Raw genomic sequence first — 17,093 nt, 5'->3', positions numbered from 1 at the left:
GCTCCGTCGCCCCATCGGTGTAGCGCCAGCCGATGGTCGCCCGCATCGCGCGGCGATCAGACGGATTTCACCGAAGACCGTGCGGGACGTGCCGACAGCCATGAGGCGGTGAGGACGATGGTGGTGACGCCACCGACCAGCAGTGTCGAGGCGGCGTTGATTTCCGGGTTCACCCCGAGGCGGACCTGGCTGTAGAGGCGCATCGGCAGAGTGGTGGCGCCCGGTCCGGTGACGAAGCTCGCAATCACGAGATCGTCGAGGGACAGGGTGAAGGCCAGCAGGAAGCCCGCCGCCACTGCCGGAGCGATGAGCGGCAGGGTGACCGTGGCGAACACACGCAGCGGCCCGGCGCCGAGATCTGCGGCCGCTTCCTCCAGGGCACGGTCGATGCCTTTCAACCGGGCACTGACGATCACCGCGACGAAGCCGAGGCCGAGGGTGGCGTGCGCCACCACGAGGGTGACGAGGCCGCGCTCGAAGCCGGTTCCGACGAACAGCAGCAGCAGGGCCAGCCCGGTGACGACCTCAGGCATGACCATGGGAACGTAGAGAAGGCCGCTGAAGACGGGCCGACCGGGGAAACGTCCGCCGCGATCGAGGGCGAGCGCCGCGAAGGTGCCGAAAAGGGTGGCGAGCGCCGCCGCCGCGACGCCGACGTGCAGGGACACGGTTGCGGCGGCGAGCAACGGCCCATCGGCGAACAGTACGCCGTACCAGCGGGTCGAGAATCCACCCCAGACCGTGACCAGCGCCGAGGCGTTGAACGAGTACGCCACGAGAACGAAGATCGGCCCGTACAGGAAGGCGAGGCCGAGGCTTAAGATGAGGCGGCCGAAGGCGCTCACCGCCCCGCCTCCCCTGGACGCGCGCCGGAGTCGCGCAGGAGAACCAGGGGGACGACCAGGAGGGCGAGCATGAGGATCGCCACCGCGGACGCCAGCGGCCAGTCGCGATTGGAGAAGAACTCGCTCCACAGAACGCGACCGAGCATCAGGGTGTCGGAGCCGCCGAGCAGATCCGGGATGATGAATTCGCCGACCATCGGCACGAAGCACAGGAGCGCTCCGGCCATGAGGCCCGGCCGCGCCAAGGGCAAGGTTACGCTCCAGAAGACCCGCGCCGGCGAGGCGCCGAGGTCCGCCGCGGCCTCGCGCAGATGCGGGTCGAGGCGCGCCATGACGGCGTAGAGCGGCAGCACCATGAACGGCAGATAGGCGTAGGTCAGCCCGATGAGGATCGCCCCTTGCGTGCCGAGGATCTCCAGGGGGCGGTCGACCAGTCCGAGGCGCAGGAGGGCGCCGCTCAGGAGGCCTTCCGGCTTGAGGATCGCGATCCAGGCGTAGATGCGGATGAGGAAGCTCGTCCAGAACGGCACGATGACGAGGGCGACCAGCAGGGGTTGCGCCCGTTCCGGCGCGCGCGCCATGGCATGGGCGATGGGCGTGCCGATCAGCGCCAGGATCAGTGTCGCGAGCCCTGCCAGCGCCAGGGACGACAGGGCGGCGTCCCGGTAGAGGGTATCGCTCAGGAGGGTTTCGAAATTGGTGAAATCGAGGGCTTCGAGGAAGCTGCTCCACCCCTCCAGGCCCGCACTCCAATCGAGCACGGGCAGGTAGGGCGGCTGGGCCGTGGCCGCAGAGGAGAGGCTGATCTTGAGGATGATCAGGCCCGGCAGGAGCACGAAGGCTCCGAGCCACAGGGCCGGTACCAGGGCCAGGAGGCGGGCGGGTCTGATCATGCCGGCAACCGGATCATGGCGGTAGGATCCGGCAGGCCTCGGGGGCGAGGTCGAGGCGGATCGTGTCGCCTGGGCCATGGAGGTCCCGGGCCTGGAGGCCGAATGCATGGCTCGCCGCCGGCGTACTCACCCGCAGGAGCGTACCATCGTTCATGCGGACCTGCCTGCGCACGCGCTCGCCGAGGTAGGTCACCTCCGTGATCGTGCCGGCGGGTCCCTCCGAGGCATCCATGCCGATCCGTTCCGGGCGAAGGGCGAGGGTGACCGCTTCCCCCTCCCCCGGGGCGGATTCGGAGGCAGAGGCGCGCAGCGGGCCGAACCCGGTCTCGACCACGATCCACTCGCCGTCGCGCCCGGTGATCCGGCCGGGAATCAGGTTCACGTCGCCGAGCAGGCCGGCGACGAAGCGGGTCGCGGGACGTTCGTACAGGGTGGTGGCGTCGCCCACCTGCACGAGGCGGCCCCGATCCATCACCCCGATGCGGTCGGCCAGCGCCATCGCCTCGCCGGGATCATGCGTGACCATGACGAAGGTGGTGCCGAGCCGGCGCTGAAGGGCGCGCAACTCGCCTTGCGTCTCCTCGCGAAGGCCCCGATCGAGGGCGCCAAGGGGCTCGTCGAGGAGAAGGACGCCCGGCTCGCGGGCCAGAGCGCGGGCCAAGGCCACGCGCTGACGCTGGCCGCCGGACAGGGTCTCGATCCTGCGGTCTTCGAAGTTCTCCAGGCGCACGCGGGCCAGCAGGGTCTTCACCCGGGCGCTCCTGTCCGTCCGGCTCAGACCATCGAGGCCGTAGGCGATGTTGCCCGCGACGGTCTTGTGCGGGAACAGAGCATAGGATTGGAACATCATGTTCACCGGCCGCCGATGCGGCGGCAGGCCTGCCAGATCCCGACCATCGACCCGGATGAGCCCGGTGCTCGGCGTCTCGAAACCCGCGATCAGACGCAGCAACGTGCTCTTGCCGCAGCCCGATGGCCCAAGCAGGCAGAAGAATTCCCCCGCCGCCAGGGCCAGCGACACATCCGCTACGGCGACCCCGTCGCCGAAACGCTTCGTGACTCCCTCCAGACCGAGGCGGGGCACCGAACCGGTATCGCCCAAGGTTCAGCTGTCCTCCCGCAGAGCCTCGGCCACGCGGGCCTCCAGCAGGTCCGGCCGGCGGATCACGAGGGCGCCGCGGGTGCGGTCGATGAGACCGTCGGCCGCCATGACGGTGAATTCGCGGGTCACCTGCTCGCGCCGGCAGCCGATGCGGGCGGCGAGCACGTGATGATAGGGCGGCGGGGTCACGACGCGCGCGCCGTCCCCGCCCGTGCGCGGCACCGAGAGGCGGAGCAACTCGGCGTAGAGGCGATGACGCAGATCGAGGAGCGCGTGCTCCATGATGCGGGTGTTGAGTTCGCGCACGCGTTTGGCGAGGAGGCGGAACAGCCGGTCGGCGATGGCCTCCGAGGCGAAGATCATCTGGCGGAAGATCGGCGCCGGCACCACGCAGACCTCGCCCCGCGTCAGCGCGGTGACGTTGGCCGAACGGCCGATGCCATCGAGTGCTGCGAGTTCGCCGAAGAACGCGCCGCCGCGCATCTCGCCGAGGATCACTTCCTTGCCGGATTGCGACCGGTTGAGGATGCGAACCTCGCCGGAGGCGAGAAAGTACACGTCGGTTGAGACGTCGTCGTAGTCGACCAGGACCTCGTTCTCGTCGAACCGGCGCCAATGACAGCGCGTCTCGTAGGACGACAACTCGATTCCCGGTTCCTTGAAGAACGGGATTGTCGCCAGCCGACTCATCGAAAAAACTCCTGGTGGCGCCCTGCGCCCGATCCTGACCTCAAGGGGATCGCCGCCGATCCGGCATTCTAGCCCGGCACCTGACAGGTCCTTACCGCGCCGCGATGGTGACCGCCGGGTCTGGAGCGGTCAAGCCGCCGCCTCCCAGATCGGCGTGGATAGGCCCGCCCCGCGCCGATCCCGCCGCCTCGGAACGCATCCGATCCGGCGCGCCGGCGGGGAAACCGTCCGGGAGGGTTCGAAACCGCGGTGCGACGCTTGCCACGGCCGGGGCACGGCGCCAGAACGCCGTCCATGCTGCGCGTCAACGACCTTACCTATCGCATCGGCGAGCGCCTGATCCTCGACGGCGCCACCTTCGTCATTCCGGACCGGGCCCGGGTCGGGCTCGTCGGCCGCAACGGGGCCGGCAAGACCACCCTGTTCCGGGCGATCCTCGGCGAGTTGCCGACGGAGGGCGGAACCGTGTCGATGCCCAAGGGCATGCGCATCGGCGCCGTCGCCCAGGAGGCCCCGGCCGGCCCCGAGACCCTGCACGCCGTCGTGCTCGCGGCCGACACCGAGCGCGCGCGCCTGATGGCGGACGCCGAACACGCCGACGGCCTGCGCCGGGCCGAGATCGAGACCCGGCTCGTGGACATCGAAGCGCATTCGGCACCCGCCCGCGCGGCGGCGATCCTGCACGGCCTCGGGTTCGATGCCGAGGCGCAGGGCCGCCCGTGCTCCGACTTCTCGGGTGGCTGGCGCATGCGCGTGGCCCTCGCCGCAGTGCTGTTCTCCGAGCCCGACCTGCTTCTGCTCGACGAGCCGACCAACTACCTCGACATCGAAGGCACTATCTGGCTGTACGACTACCTCGAACGCTATCCGCGCACGGCGGTGATCATCTCCCACGACCGGGACCTGCTGGACGAGTGCGTCGACCACATCCTGCACCTCGACCGGGGCAAGCTCGCGATCTACCGGGGCGGCTACACCTCGTTCGCCCGCCAGGTCGCCGAGAAGCGCACGCTCCAGGCCAAGGCGAAGGTGAAGCAGGACGCCGAGCGGGCGCATCTCCAGAGCTTCGTCGATCGGTTCAAGGCCAAGGCGACGAAGGCGCGGCAGGCGCAGTCCCGCGTCAAGCGGTTGGCCAAGATGGAAATCATCGCCTCGGTGATCGAGGACGACGTGCCGGCCTTCCGCCTGCCGAGTCCGGAGCGGCCGCTCTCGCCGCCCATCGTCGCCATGGAGCGGGTCCAGGCCGGCTACCCCGACCGCATCGTGCTGTCGGGGCTCAACCTGTCCCTCGCCCCCGACGACCGCGTGGCCCTGCTCGGGGCCAACGGCAACGGCAAGTCGACCTTCTGCAAGCTCATCGGCGGACGCCTGCCACCGTTGAGCGGGGAGATGCGCCGCTCGGGCAAGATGGAGGTCGCCTACTTCGCCCAGCACCAACTCGACGAGTTGCGCCCCGCCGAGAGCGCCTACGCCCATGTCCGAGACCTGATGCCGGACGTGCCGGAATCCAAGGCACGCGCCGCCGCCGCGCGGCTCGGCTTCTCTGGCACGAAATCCGAAACGCCCGTCTCCCAGCTCTCGGGTGGCGAGAAGGCACGGCTCCTCATGGGCCTCGCGGCCTTCAAGGGGCCACACCTGCTCATCCTCGACGAGCCGACGAACCACCTCGATATCGAGAGCCGGCAGGCCCTGGTCGAGGCGATCAACGATTACGAAGGGGCCGTGATCCTCGTGTCCCACGACCGCTTCCTGGTCGAGGCCTGTGCCGATCGGCTCTGGCTCGTCGCCAACGGCAGCGTGAAGGCCTTCGACGGCGACATGGACGATTATCGCCGCTTCGTCCTCGCCGGTCCCGAGCGGCCGGCGGAGAAGGAGGCGTCCGAGGCGGCCGGCGGGGTCAAGGCGGTGGAGCGGCGCTCCAATGCCGAACGCCGGGTGGCCCTCGCTCCCTTGCGCAAGAAGATCGAGGCGGTTGAGGCGCGCATGAAGAAGCTCGCCGAGGCCATGGCCAAGATCGACGCGGCGCTCGCCGATGGTACCGCGTTCCAGGCCAACGCCGCCAAGGCGGGCGAACTCGCGAAGATGCGCTCCGACGCCGCCAGCGCCCTCGAATCGGCCGAGGAGGAGTGGCTCGAGCTCAGCGGCGCCATTGAGGCCGCGGAAGCCTGACGGAGGCCTTGACCTGCGGCTCCGGCACCACACGGCCGAAGCGTTTGACCGGCGCCGGGGCTCCCCGGAGCCCATCGGTGTCACGAGCCATACGTTCGCCACATCGCCGGGCTTGAGGGTCGGGAACGGCGCTTTCTTAAGTGTGCGTTCACCGCGATGCGCGACCGTTCCGGCGCGGGCTCGCGGATCGGGGCGGCCTCAGGTTCGGGCACAAGTTGGTTGGGCGGTACCGTGCAGGGCACGGACGCCCGGGGGGAGCGGGTTCATGACGGTTCTGACGCTGCGGGCATCGAAGGCGGGGCTGATCGGGGCCGCCCTCGTGGCGGTCGCGCTCGGTGGGTGCGAGACCTATGGCAATGCCGGTGCGCCGAAGCAGTTCGCCGTCCTCGAGACCGACACCACGGGCGCCACCAACGTGAACATCGCCTCGCTCAGCGAAGTGATCCAGCGCAACCCGAACGATGCCGCCGCCTATGTCACGCGCGGCGCGGCCTATGCGCGCTCGGGCCAGTTCAACGACGCCATCGGCGATTTCACCAAGGCGGTGCAGATCGATCCGAACTCGGCCTCGGCCTACAACAACCGCGCGCTCGCCAACCGCCAGATCGGCCGCAACGACGCTGCGCTCGGAGATTTCTCCAAGGCCATCGCGGCGGACCCGAACTACGGCCCGGCCTATATCGGCCGCGCCAACGTGCTGCGTGCCCAGGGCGACCTCGAAGGCGCCGGCAACGACCTCAACCAGGCGATCCGCCTGACGCCGGAATCCGCCGAGGCCTATCACGCGCGTGGGCTCGTGCGGCAGAAGCAGAACCAGAACACCCAGGCCATCGGTGATTTCGACGCCGCCATCGACCGCAACCCGTTCGTCGCCGCTCCCTACGCCGCCCGCGGCCAGAGCCTGATTGCCACCAACCAGTTCGACAAGGCCATCGAGGACTACAACGCGGCGCTCAACGTCAACAACAAGGACGCGACGTCCTGGGCCTATCGCGGCGTCGCCTACGAGAAGTCCAACCGCCGCAAGGAGGCGATGGAGAGCTACCAGCGCGCCGCGCAGCTCGACCCCGGCAATCCCATCGCCAAGCAGGGCCTCGGGCGCGTCCAGGGCGGTGTGGGTTCGCTCTTCAACTGACGGCAGCCTCCGCTCGATACCGGGCTCGGCCTGGTCCGGAGCAATCGAGCGGAGTTCTTGGGCCTCGGAGAGCCCCCGCCTGGGAAAGCTTGCCTGCCTCCGGGCAATCTCGGCTCGGAATTTACGGCTGAGGACATGTGCGGCATCGTGAAAACGCGGCAGGATCGCGCATCCATGGGAGCTCTCCGATGCTGCGTCGTCTGATCCTTGTCTGCCTTTTCGTCCCGACTGCCGCACCGGCCTGGGCCGCCTTTCCGTGCGACGCGTTCTGGGGCGAGCGCAATGCCGTCTATGCCGAGGCCGGCTACTGCTTCAAGACGGCCCGCGGCATCAAGGCTTTCGGCAACGCCGATTGCCGCTACGACGAAATCCGCGATGTGCCGCTTTCCGCCCGCGATCGCGCGAAGATTGCCGATATCGTGCGTGAAGAGCAACGGAACGGCTGCCGGGACTGAGTTCCCGGCCGTCCCATCGTCAGCCTTCGAAGGGTCGGGTCCGGCGATGCTCGCCGATGATCCGGCGCACGGTGCCGGTGGCCGAGCGATAGACCACCGTCTCGGTCTCGACGTGCCCTTGCTTGAACCGCACGCCTTTCAGGAGGGCTCCGTCCGTGACCCCCGTGGCCGCCACGATGACGTCGCCGCGCGCCATGTCGTGGAGCTCGTACTTCCGGTTCGGGTCGCTGATGCCCATCCGTGCCGCGCGCTCGCGCTTCTCGTGACTGTCGAGGATGAGCCGGCCCTGCATATGGCCGCCGATGCAGCGCAGCACCCCGGCGGCGATGACACCCTCGGGGGCGGCACCGATGCCGAGGTAGATGTCGGCGCCGGTCTCGTCCGGGCTGGTGGTGTGGATGATGGCGGCGATGTCGCCGTCCGAGATCAGGCGGATACCGGCGCCCGTCGCCCGCACGGCGGCGACCAGGGCCATATGCCGTGGCCGGTCGAGAATGATGGCGGTGATCTGGGCGGGGTCGATCCCCTTGTGGCGCGCCAGGGCGGCGATATTGTCGGCCGGGCTGGCATCGAGATCGACGAGACCCGCCGGATAGCCGGGGCCGATGGCGATCTTCTGCATGTAGACGTCGGGGGCGGCCAGCAAGGACCCGGCCTCGGCCAGCGCCATCACCGCGATGGCGCCGGGCATGTCCTTGGCGCACAGGGTGGTGCCTTCGAGGGGATCGACGGCGATATCGACCTTCGGGCCCGCTCCGGTGCCGAGGCGTTCACCGATGTAGAGCATCGGCGCCTCGTCGCGCTCGCCCTCGCCGATCACCACGGTGCCGTCGATGGGAAGCGTATTCAACTCGACCCGCATGGCATCGACGGCGGCCTGATCCGCCTCCCGTTCCTTGCCCTGGCCGCGCAGATGGGCGGCGGCGATGGCGGCGCGCTCCGTGACCCGTGCCAGTTCCAGGGCCAGGGTACGATCGACCGTACCGCCGGGGGGTGTCTTGCCGTACGCCATGGACCTGTCCGCGCCTCTCGCCGTTCGTGCGCTCTCTATGAACTAAAGTTCGAGAAACACTACTGTTCCGGGCGTTTTCTTCCGGTGTTCCAGCGAAATCTTGCGCCGGGCGCCTATTCCCGCTCGATCCGGATGAGTTGGGGCGCCTCCGCCAGCAGACCATCGGCCGCGATGGCGTCGAGGGCCGCGCGGATGGTTCCTTCGGTGGCCGCGTAGGTGATCAGCACGAGGGGTACGGGCTGGCCCGAGCGGCCGTGCGGGTCCTTGGAGGCCGCGCTCTCCGAACGGCGCTGCAGGATGCTCTCGATGGAGATGTCGCGCTCGGCCATGCGGGTGGCGACACCCGCGGCGACGCCGGGCCGGTCGTGGACCGTGAGGCGGATGTAGTAGCCGCCCTCGTGCCGCTGCATGGCGACGCGCTGGGAGGGGCCGAGATCCGCGTTGGGTCGGCCGAAGGTCGGGCGGTTCACGTTCGCCGCGATGTCGGTGATGTCGGAGACGACCGCCGAGGCCGTGGCCTCGCCGCCGGCACCGGGGCCGATGAGGGTGAGTTCACCGACCGCGTCGGCGTCGATCGTCACCGCGTTGGTGACGCCCATCACCTGGGCGATGGCCGAGGATTTCGGCACCATGGTCGGGTGTACGCGCTGCTCGATCCCGCCCTCGGCGACCTGAGCGACCCCAAGCAGCTTGATGCGGTAGCCCAGCTCCTCCGCCATGGTGAGGTCGAGGGGCTGGATCGCCGAGATGCCCTCCACCGACACGCCCTCGGCGTCGATCTCCACGCCGAAGGCGAGGCTCGTGAGGATGGCGAGCTTGTGGGCGGTGTCGAAGCCCTCGACGTCGAAGGTCGGGTCGGCCTCGGCGTAGCCGAGGGCCTGCGCATCCTTGAGGCAGGCCTCGAAGGTCAGGCCCTCGCGCTCCATCCGCGTGAGGATGTAGTTGCAGGTGCCGTTCATGATCCCGTAGACGCGCGACACGGCGTTGCCCGTGAGCCCCTCGCGCAGGGCCTTGATCACCGGGATGCCGCCGGCGACGGACGCCTCGTAGGCGAGGCTGACGCCCTTCGCTTCCGCCGCCCGGGCCAGGGCGGCGCCGTGCCGCGCCAGCAACGCCTTGTTGGCCGTGACCACGTGCTTGCCGGCCGCGAGTGCCGCTTCCACCGTGGCTTTCGCCGGACCCTCGGCGCCACCGATGAGCTCGACCACGCAATCGATGTCCGGGCTCGCGGCAAGTGCCACGGGGTCGTCGAACCAAGTGACGCCCGTCAAGTCGAGACCGCGGTCTCGGCCTCGATCACGCGACGACACGGCGGCGACCCGGACCTCGCGGCCGCTGGCGGCAGCGAGCGCGTCGGCCCGGCGGGCGACCATGCGGACCACGGCGGCACCGACGGTGCCGAGGCCGGCGACTCCGAGGCGGAGGGGCTGTTTCATGGCGCGCGATCCGTCATCTTCCAGTGGCCCGTCCAGGGCTTGCCCGGCACAGGGCGACCGTCCACGGGGCATTCCGTTCGCCCCGGTCGGGAGCGGCGGGCTCTTCTGCAACGAATTTCCAGGGGGTGCAACAAACCCGCCGACGGCGTGCTCACGCCTTCCGTGCGCCGTGGCGAAGGGCTGTCACGAGGAGCCCGTAGAGGACGCCGGCATTGAGGACATGCCACAGGAAATGCGTGCCCAGAGGTACGCTCGCGCACAGGCTCCGGTCGAGGGTCCGGAAAGCCAGGGAGACGCCAAACAGGGCGGCGATGCCGAGGAGCGCCCGCCCGGCCCCGTGCCGCGCCGGTGCTTGAGGGATTCCGGGCGAGCGGGCGAGACCGGCGCCGACACCGAAGAGCGCCAGGATCGCCGGGACGTAACCGATGGAGCCGTTGCTGACGGCATCGACATCGCTGCCGCTCAAGGCCGTCAACGCCGGTTCCAGACCGAAGCCGACCCCGGCGAACAGCAACGTCAGACCCAGGGCCGGCCCCGACCCGAGATCGAAGAAGCGCCGCAAGGCCAGGAAGAAGTAGGCGTGGATGAACAGCGCGATGGGAATGACATCGGCCAGGAGCGACCAGCGTACCGCCAGGGTATGGAACAGGAACGAGCCGAGGCCGACCAGGGCGACGAGTCCGGCCAGCATTCGCACGGGAGCGTCGGGTCGCCTGCCCCTCCCCTCGTGCCGCATCACCGCGAACGCGGCCGCCAGGAAGGACGCGTTCGAGACCGCGTTGATGGGCTCGGCCCAGAATGTCGCGTCGGTTCGCTCGCAATAGGCCTGGAGCGGCGCGAACCACGTGTCGGGCATATCCTTTTTCCCGGTCCATCTTCGACTTCGCGATCGCCCCGACGGCTTGCCACCGCTGCGCGAAGCCCCGATGACGGGCGACGCCGAGGTTCAGGACATCAAGCCCCATGCGGATCGTCACGTGGAACGTCAATTCCATCAAGCAGCGGGTCGGCCACCTCGTGGCGTTTCTCGACGAGGCCAAGCCCGATGTGGTCTGCCTCCAGGAACTGAAATGCCAGGACGAGGCATTCCCGCGCGCCGAGATCGAAGGGGCGGGGTATGCCGTCGAGACCCTGGGGCAGAAGGCCTATAACGGCGTCGCCCTGCTGGTGCGGGCCCCCCTCGTGCTGAGCGAGGTCCGGCGCGGCTTGCCCGGCGACGAGACCGACGAGCAGGCCCGGTACATCGAAGGCCTGATCACGGGGGACGATACGGCACCCGTGCGGGTCGCCTCGCTCTACCTGCCCAACGGCAATCCCGTCGACAGCCCGAAATACCCCTACAAGCTCGCGTTCCTGGAGCGCCTGCGGCACCACGCCCGCGATCTCCTGACCAGCGAGGAAGCCGTGGTGCTCGCAGGCGACTACAACGTCATCCCAGAGCCCGAGGACGCGTCCGATCCGGCGGCCTGGGTGAATGACGCGCTCTTCCTGCCCCAGACCCGTGCGGCTTTCCGCACGCTCCTGGCCGAGGGCTACACCGAGGCTTTACGGGCCTGCGATCCGAAGCCCGGCCTCTACACGTTCTGGGATTATCAGGCCGGTGCCTGGAACCGGAATGCCGGCATTCGCATCGATCACCTCCTGCTCTCGCCCCGGGCCGCCGATCGCCTGGTCTCGGCCTCGGTACAAAAGCATCTGCGCGGGCTGGAAAAACCGTCCGACCACGTACCGGTGACGGCGGAACTCGCCTGACCTTCATCCCGCTCGGGTCGGTTTTTCCTGAACCAAGGGGCCGGTGGCGGGTTGCTACGCCGCGTCCCTCTGGAACAGGAGCCTTCCCACGTGAAACTCTACGGTACCGGCTACTCCCCTTACGTCCGCAAGGTCCTCGTGGCGCTTGCCGAGAAGGGTCAGAGCGCCGAGCACATTCCCTTGTTCTTCCACGATCCCGACGCCGACTTTCAGTCCGCCAGCCCGCTCGGCAAGATCCCGGCCATGGACGACGACGGTTTCCTCCTCGCGGATTCGTCCGCAATCCTGTTCTACATCGAGGCGAAACATCCGACTCCGCCGCTGTTGCCAACGGAAGCCAAGGCACGCGGCCGGGCGATCTGGTTCGACAAGTTCGGCGATACGGAAATGTTTCCAGTGATCATCGCCCCCTTCGCCAACCGGGTCGTGAAGCCCAAATTGCTGGGCCAGCCGGGCGACGAAGCCGCTGTCACGAAGGCGCTTAACGAGGATCTGCCGAAGATCTACGATTACCTCGAAGCGCAGATCGACGGGCCGTACCTCGTGGGCGACGCTTTCAGCATCGCGGATATCTCGGTGGTGACCGGCTTCCACAACCTGCACCTGGCCGACGAGAAGGTCGATGCCGCGCGTTGGCCCAAGCTCGCCCGCTACGTCGCCACGACCCTGGAGCGTCCGTCCTTCATCACGGCGCTCGCGGCGCGCACGAACCCGTAGGCCGGACGGCCCGACGCTGCGGCCTGGACCTCAGCGTCGGCGCCGGGCCGATCCGGTGACCTGAGCCTGCGCCTGGAGGGCCTGTGCCTGGGCGGTCAGGCGGTCGTCCTCGCTCGCGGCCGTCCAGGCCTTGTCGTACAGGGTGACGATCCAGTCGTCCTTACGGCCCTGCGCGGCCTCGCGCGCCAGGGAGAGCCACATCAGACCGCGGGCGCGCTGCTTCGGCACGCCCTGGCCGTTGATGAGGAGTTCGCCGAGGAGCGCCTGAGCCGGGGCGTGGCCCTTCTCGGCCGCGAGGTTGAACCACCGCGCGGCCTGGCGCGGATCGGCCTCGACGCCGGTGCCGTCGAGGTAGAGCCGGGCGAGGTTGTACTGGGCGTTCGGGTCGCCGAAATACGACGCCGCGTAGTTGAACATGTCGTAGGCGCGCTCGGGGTTGGGGCGCACGTATGTGCCCTTGATCCCGTCGAGGAAGTAGGCGCCCAAAGCCGTGAAGGCGCTGGCCATCACGCCCGAATTCTGAGCGTCGGGCCCGTCGTCGGTGGTGTCGTCGGCGATGCGCGAGAAGAACTCGAACGCCTTGAGGTCGTCGTGGGGCACGCCGTCGCCCTCGGCGTACATGCGGCCGAGCTTCCACAGGGCGAGGGCGTGGCCCTGGCCGGCAGCATATTCGAGGGCACGCGCGGCGCCTTCCTTGTCGCCGGCGTTGTAGTCGCGCACGCCCGAGCGCAGGGCCTCGCGGGCGGTGCGATAGCCCGCCGGGGGCACAGGTGTGCGTGCAGTGGCGTCGAGCGCCTCCACGGGCATTCCGCACAGGAACAGGAGCCCGGCCGCCATGGCGACGCGCAGCCGTCCGCGCGTCAGCCGATCCGGGGCGGCCCGGTCCGGCCGCACGGGGCGGCCGAGGGCGGTCCTAGATGTCGGCATAGGTGTGCGTCTCCTCGGCGCCGCCCGGATGGGTCACCGCGCCGTCCACGGCAGGACCTACGGTCTGCATGTACTTCCACAGGTAGCCGGACGTCGCCGAGTTGGTCCGCGGCGTCCAAGCGGCCCGGCGCGTGGCGAACTCCTCGTCGCTCACGGCGACGTCGAGGGTGCCGTTGATCGCATCCAGGGTGATGACGTCGCCGTCCCGGATCAGGCCGATGGGGCCGCCGATGGCGGCTTCCGGCCCGACATGGCCGACGCAGAACCCGCGCGTCGCGCCCGAGAACCGGCCATCGGTGATGAGGGCGACCTTGTCGCCCATGCCCTGGCCGTACAGAGCCGCGGTGGTCGAGAGCATCTCGCGCATGCCGGGGCCACCCTTCGGGCCCTCGTAGCGGATGACCAGAACCTCGCCTTCCTTGTAGGTGCGCTTCTGGACCGCTTCGAAGCAGGCCTCCTCGCCATCGAACACCCGGGCCGGGCCGGTGAAGACCTGGGCGGATGCCGGCATACCCGCGACCTTCACGATGGCGCCCTCGGGGGCGAGGTTGCCGCGCAGGCCGACGACGCCGCCCGTGGGGGTGAGGGGCGTGTTGGCGGCCCGCACCACGTCCTGGTCCGGGTTCCAGTGCACCCGCTCCATGTTCTCCGCCATGGTGCGGCCGGTCACCGTCATGCAGTCGCCGTGCATGAAGCCGTGGTCGAGGAGCGTCTTCATGAGGAGCGGGATGCCGCCGACCTCGAACATGTCCTTGGCGACGTAGCGCCCGCCCGGCTTCAGGTCGGCGATGTAGGGCGTGCGCTTGAAGATCTCGGCGACGTCGAACAGGTCGAACTTGATGCCGCATTCGTGCGCGATGGCCGGCAGGTGCAGGGCCGCGTTGGTGGAGCCGCCCGAAGCGGCCACCGCCGCCGCCGCGTTCTCGAGGCTCTTGCGGGTGACGATGTCGCGCGGACGGATGTTCTTGGCGATAAGCTCCATCACCTTCTCGCCCGCCGTCATGCAGAATCTGTCGCGGATCTCGTAGGGAGCCGGGGCACCGGCCGAGTATGGCAGCGCCAGACCCATGGCCTCGGAGACGGTCGCCATGGTGTTGGCGGTGAACTGGGCGCCGCAGGCGCCGGCCGAGGGGCAGGCGACCTGTTCCAGCTCGTCGAGGTCGTCGAGGGACATATCGCCCACCGCAACCTTGCCCACGGCCTCGAACAGGTCCTGCACCGTGACGGGCCGACCCCGGAACGAGCCGGGCAGGATCGAGCCGCCGTAGATGAAGATCGACGGCACGTTGAGGCGCACCATGGCCATCATCATGCCGGGCAGGGACTTGTCGCAGCCGGCCAGCCCCACGAGGGCGTCGTAGGCGTGGCCGCGCATGGTGAGTTCGACGGAATCGGCGATGACTTCGCGGGACGGCAGGGAGGCGCGCATGCCGGCATGCCCCATGGCGATACCGTCGGTGACCGTGATGGTACAGAACTCGCGCGGGGTGCCGTTGGCGGCCGAAACCCCCTTCTTCACGGCCTGGGCCTGACGCATCAGCGAGATGTTGCAGGGCGCCGCCTCGTTCCAGCACGAAGCCACGCCGACGAGCGGCTGATGGATCTGCTCCTTGGTGAGGCCCATGGCATAGAGGTACGAGCGGTGGGGCGCGCGCTCGGGTCCCTCCGTCACGTGACGGCTCGGAAGCTTGGACTTGTCGGTGGTGCGCGCGTCCATGGTCAATCTCGCCGCCCCGGCCTGCTACCGCTTGGACATGAGGTCCGGTCGTCCGGTGTGCCGCACGACCCCACGCGGGTGGCGTGCGAACCCACGTGGTTCACTCGTCGAATGACTCGGAACTGTGCGGTAAATCGTTGGGGGGACTACCGTTTACCGCACGGCATGAGGTGGTCCCGGTTTATGGCGGGATCGCGGCGGGGGCTGGCGCCTCCCAAGGCAAAGTCTGGATGGTTTTGGGGTGTTGCGACCTCGCCACAGCCACGCTTTGGTCCGGTGCGACCGCGCGAAGGACCTTCGGAGGAGGATGAAATTCCAAGCCGCAATCATGAAGAAGCCCGGAGCGTGCGGGACGAGCCGGGCCGGATTCAGAGGTTCGCGGGGTTGCGGTGTCAGGCGCGTTTGCGCATCCGCAGGATCTTGAAGAAGCCACCCGGGAAGGTCGGGGCGACGCCGATGAACTCGACGCCGTTGGTCCGCGCCCAGGCCTCGATCCGTGTGGATTTGAAGTCGGACGACCACCCGATCTTGGTGCAGAGCGGGGCGACGATCTCCTCGACCTTGGCCATCGGCCCGTCCGTCTGACCGAAATGGTTGGCGAGCACGATCTCGCCGCCCGGCCGTACCACCCGCAGGAACTCCGACAGTGCGCCTTCCGGATCCGGCACCAGGGTGATGAGGAACTGGGCCACCACGGCGTCGAAGCTGGCGTCGGCGTAGCCGAGGCGGCAGACGTCCATCACCTGGAGACCGCGCACGTGGGTGAGGCCGCGCCGGAGCACCTTGGCGCGGGCGCGCTTCAGCATGTCCTCGGACAGATCGACTCCGCAGACGAAGCTGGTACGCGGGTAGTAACCCAGGGAGAGGCCGGTGCCGACGCCGGCTTCGAGGATGCGCGGACCGCAGGCCACGGCCGCTTCCACGGCGTCGCGGGCGGCGGGTTCGGTCAGCTTGTCGTAGACGACGTCGTAGACCGGCGCCCAGCGGGCATAGGCCTTGCGCATCAGGGCGGTGCTCGGACCGGCCTCCCGCGGCTCGCTCAGCATGTCGATCTCGAAGTCCTGTGGGAAGTGGAAGAGTGGGTCAGGCCGCCTGCGCGGCTCCAGCCTGCAACGCGTCGATGCGCCGGATGGTGCCACCGCCGAGCACCCGCGCACGCGGGCCGTCATCCGCGTAGATCACGCAGGCCTGACCCGGCGAGACGCCGTCCTCGGGCGTCGCCAGAACGACCTCGGCGGTGCCGGCGGCGGTGTCGAGGGTGAGATGGGCCGGGCGCGGCTCCCGGGTCGACCGGACCCGCACGGCCACGGACAGATCGACCGGCACGCTTTCGGACAGCCAATTCACGTCGGTGAGGCGAATGCGACTGGTGGCCAGGGCCTCGCGCGGGCCGACGACCACGCGGGCGGTGTCGGGCTCCAGGCGCACCACGTAGAGCGGTTCGCCCACGGCGAGGCGCAGGCCCCGGCGCTGGCCGACGGTGTAGTTGACGATGCCCTCGTGGCGACCGAGGATCCGGCCGGCGAGATCGACGATGTCGCCGGCCCGGGCAGCGTCCGGGCGCAGGCGGGCGATGACGTCGGCGTAGCGCCCCTGCGGCACGAAGCAGATGTCCTGACTGTCCGCTTTCTGTGCGACCGACAGGCCGAGCTCATGGGCGAGGCGCCGGGTCTCGTCCTTCGGCAATTCACCCAAGGGAAAGCGCAGGAAATCGAGCTGCTCGCCCGTGGTGGCGTAGAGGAAATAACTCTGGTCGCGGGCGGGATCGAGGGCGCGGTACAGGCCGCGTCCGCCCTGCGGCATGGGCCGGCTCGCGACGTAATGGCCCGTCGCCAGGGCGTCCGCATCGAGGTCGCGCGCCGTGGCGAGGAGATCGCGGAACTTGATGGACCGGTTGCACTCGACGCATGGGATCGGCGTCTCGCCCGCGAGGTAGCTCTCGGCGAACCGGTCGATCACCGATTCCCGGAACCGATCCTCGTAATCGAGGACGTAATGCGGGATCTCGAGGACTTCGGCGACCCGGCGGGCATCGTGAATGTCCTGGCCGGCGCAGCAGGCGCCCTTGCGATGGGTCGCTGCACCATGATCGTAGAGCTGGAGCGTGATGCCGACGACGTCGTAGCCCTGGCGCTTCAGGAGGCCGGCCACGACGGAGGAATCGACGCCGCCGGACATGGCGACGACGACACGCGTCTCGTGCGGGGCCTTGGGAAGATCGAGGGAATTCATCGCGCCAGGTT

The 17,093-nt window shown here is 69.0% G+C and carries 16 protein-coding genes; 5 read left to right on the top strand and 11 right to left on the bottom strand.

All coding sequences use genetic code 11. The features are described 5' to 3' along the window. Nucleotides 1-56 precede the first annotated feature (56 nt). Genes ASF27_RS17715 through ASF27_RS17700 form a run of 4 tightly spaced genes read right to left on the bottom strand, consistent with a single transcriptional unit; the run spans nucleotide 57 to nucleotide 3,530 of the window. Nucleotides 57-845: an ABC transporter permease subunit gene (locus ASF27_RS17715; RefSeq protein ID WP_056362107.1), complete on the bottom strand. Its 789-nt coding sequence runs from the start codon at nucleotides 843-845 to the stop codon at nucleotides 57-59. Continuing rightward, entirely contained in the window at nucleotides 842-1,738 is an 897-nt protein-coding gene (locus ASF27_RS17710; protein WP_056362103.1) for an ABC transporter permease subunit, read from the bottom strand. Before ASF27_RS17710 ends, ASF27_RS17715 begins: the two co-directional genes overlap by 4 nt. 13 nt (nucleotides 1,739-1,751) lie before the next feature. Then, nucleotides 1,752-2,840: an ABC transporter ATP-binding protein gene (locus tag ASF27_RS17705; RefSeq protein WP_056362100.1), complete on the bottom strand. Its 1,089-nt coding sequence runs from the start codon at nucleotides 2,838-2,840 to the stop codon at nucleotides 1,752-1,754. 3 nt (nucleotides 2,841-2,843) lie between these two features. Further along, complete coding sequence (locus tag ASF27_RS17700; protein WP_056092281.1) at nucleotides 2,844-3,530, bottom strand: Crp/Fnr family transcriptional regulator; 687 nt, start codon at nucleotides 3,528-3,530, stop codon at nucleotides 2,844-2,846. 294 nt (nucleotides 3,531-3,824) lie between these two features. Here ASF27_RS17700 and ASF27_RS17695 point away from each other — a divergent pair, with 294 nt between their 5' ends. From ASF27_RS17695 to ASF27_RS17685, 3 genes are all read left to right on the top strand, one after another. Continuing rightward, nucleotides 3,825-5,699, top strand: coding sequence for an ABC-F family ATP-binding cassette domain-containing protein (locus ASF27_RS17695; protein ID WP_056173992.1), 1,875 nt, complete (start codon nucleotides 3,825-3,827; stop codon nucleotides 5,697-5,699). Between the two features lie 265 nt (nucleotides 5,700-5,964). Continuing rightward, on the top strand, nucleotides 5,965-6,834 hold the full coding sequence (locus tag ASF27_RS17690; protein WP_056173988.1) for a tetratricopeptide repeat protein: 870 nt from the start codon (nucleotides 5,965-5,967) through the stop codon (nucleotides 6,832-6,834). A 188-nt stretch (nucleotides 6,835-7,022) separates the two neighbouring features. Continuing rightward, on the top strand, nucleotides 7,023-7,289 hold the full coding sequence (locus tag ASF27_RS17685) for a YARHG domain-containing protein (RefSeq protein ID WP_056173985.1): 267 nt from the start codon (nucleotides 7,023-7,025) through the stop codon (nucleotides 7,287-7,289). Between the two features lie 19 nt (nucleotides 7,290-7,308). On the opposite strand, the gene glpX is transcribed toward ASF27_RS17685, so the two are convergent. The 3 genes from glpX to ASF27_RS17670 all read right to left on the bottom strand — a co-directional run bounded on the left by glpX (nucleotide 7,309) and on the right by ASF27_RS17670 (nucleotide 10,593). Continuing rightward, nucleotides 7,309-8,301, bottom strand: coding sequence for a class II fructose-bisphosphatase (gene glpX, locus ASF27_RS17680; protein WP_056173982.1), 993 nt, complete (start codon nucleotides 8,299-8,301; stop codon nucleotides 7,309-7,311). Between the two features lie 113 nt (nucleotides 8,302-8,414). After that, complete coding sequence (locus tag ASF27_RS17675) at nucleotides 8,415-9,737, bottom strand: homoserine dehydrogenase (protein ID WP_056173980.1); 1,323 nt, start codon at nucleotides 9,735-9,737, stop codon at nucleotides 8,415-8,417. 151 nt (nucleotides 9,738-9,888) lie between these two features. Further along, nucleotides 9,889-10,593, bottom strand: a complete 705-nt coding sequence (locus ASF27_RS17670) for a ceramidase domain-containing protein (RefSeq protein ID WP_056173977.1) — start codon at nucleotides 10,591-10,593, stop codon at nucleotides 9,889-9,891. Nucleotides 10,594-10,700: 107 nt separating this feature from the next. Between ASF27_RS17670 and xth the strand changes: the two genes are divergently transcribed. Together xth and ASF27_RS17660 are read left to right on the top strand one after the other, a co-directional pair. Beyond that, on the top strand, nucleotides 10,701-11,489 hold the full coding sequence (gene xth / locus ASF27_RS17665; RefSeq protein ID WP_056362097.1) for an exodeoxyribonuclease III: 789 nt from the start codon (nucleotides 10,701-10,703) through the stop codon (nucleotides 11,487-11,489). Nucleotides 11,490-11,579: 90 nt separating this feature from the next. After that, nucleotides 11,580-12,206, top strand: coding sequence for a glutathione S-transferase family protein (locus ASF27_RS17660; RefSeq protein WP_056362094.1), 627 nt, complete (start codon nucleotides 11,580-11,582; stop codon nucleotides 12,204-12,206). 30 nt (nucleotides 12,207-12,236) lie between these two features. Here the strand turns inward: ASF27_RS17660 and ASF27_RS17655 are convergent, their stop codons facing one another. From ASF27_RS17655 to mnmA, 4 genes are all read right to left on the bottom strand, one after another. Beyond that, nucleotides 12,237-13,133, bottom strand: coding sequence for a tetratricopeptide repeat protein (locus ASF27_RS17655; RefSeq protein WP_056362091.1), 897 nt, complete (start codon nucleotides 13,131-13,133; stop codon nucleotides 12,237-12,239). Next, entirely contained in the window at nucleotides 13,120-14,850 is a 1,731-nt protein-coding gene (gene ilvD, locus ASF27_RS17650; RefSeq protein ID WP_056173966.1) for a dihydroxy-acid dehydratase, read from the bottom strand. The genes ASF27_RS17655 and ilvD overlap by 14 nt, the downstream gene beginning before the upstream one ends. A gap of 392 nt (nucleotides 14,851-15,242) precedes the next feature. Then, nucleotides 15,243-15,896 carry a class I SAM-dependent methyltransferase gene (locus ASF27_RS17645; RefSeq protein WP_056173964.1) on the bottom strand — a complete coding sequence of 218 codons (654 nt, stop codon included), beginning with the start codon at nucleotides 15,894-15,896 and terminating at the stop codon, nucleotides 15,243-15,245. A gap of 37 nt (nucleotides 15,897-15,933) precedes the next feature. Next, the gene (gene mnmA / locus ASF27_RS17640) at nucleotides 15,934-17,082 is read right to left on the bottom strand and encodes a tRNA 2-thiouridine(34) synthase MnmA (RefSeq protein WP_056362087.1); all 1,149 of its coding nucleotides are present in this window, start codon (nucleotides 17,080-17,082) and stop codon (nucleotides 15,934-15,936) included. Nucleotides 17,083-17,093: the final 11 nt, after the last annotated feature.

This window comes from Methylobacterium sp. Leaf102 (assembly GCF_001422425.1).
Classification (GTDB): domain Bacteria; phylum Pseudomonadota; class Alphaproteobacteria; order Rhizobiales; family Beijerinckiaceae; genus Methylobacterium.
This window is presented reverse-complemented; position numbering and strand designations above follow the sequence as displayed.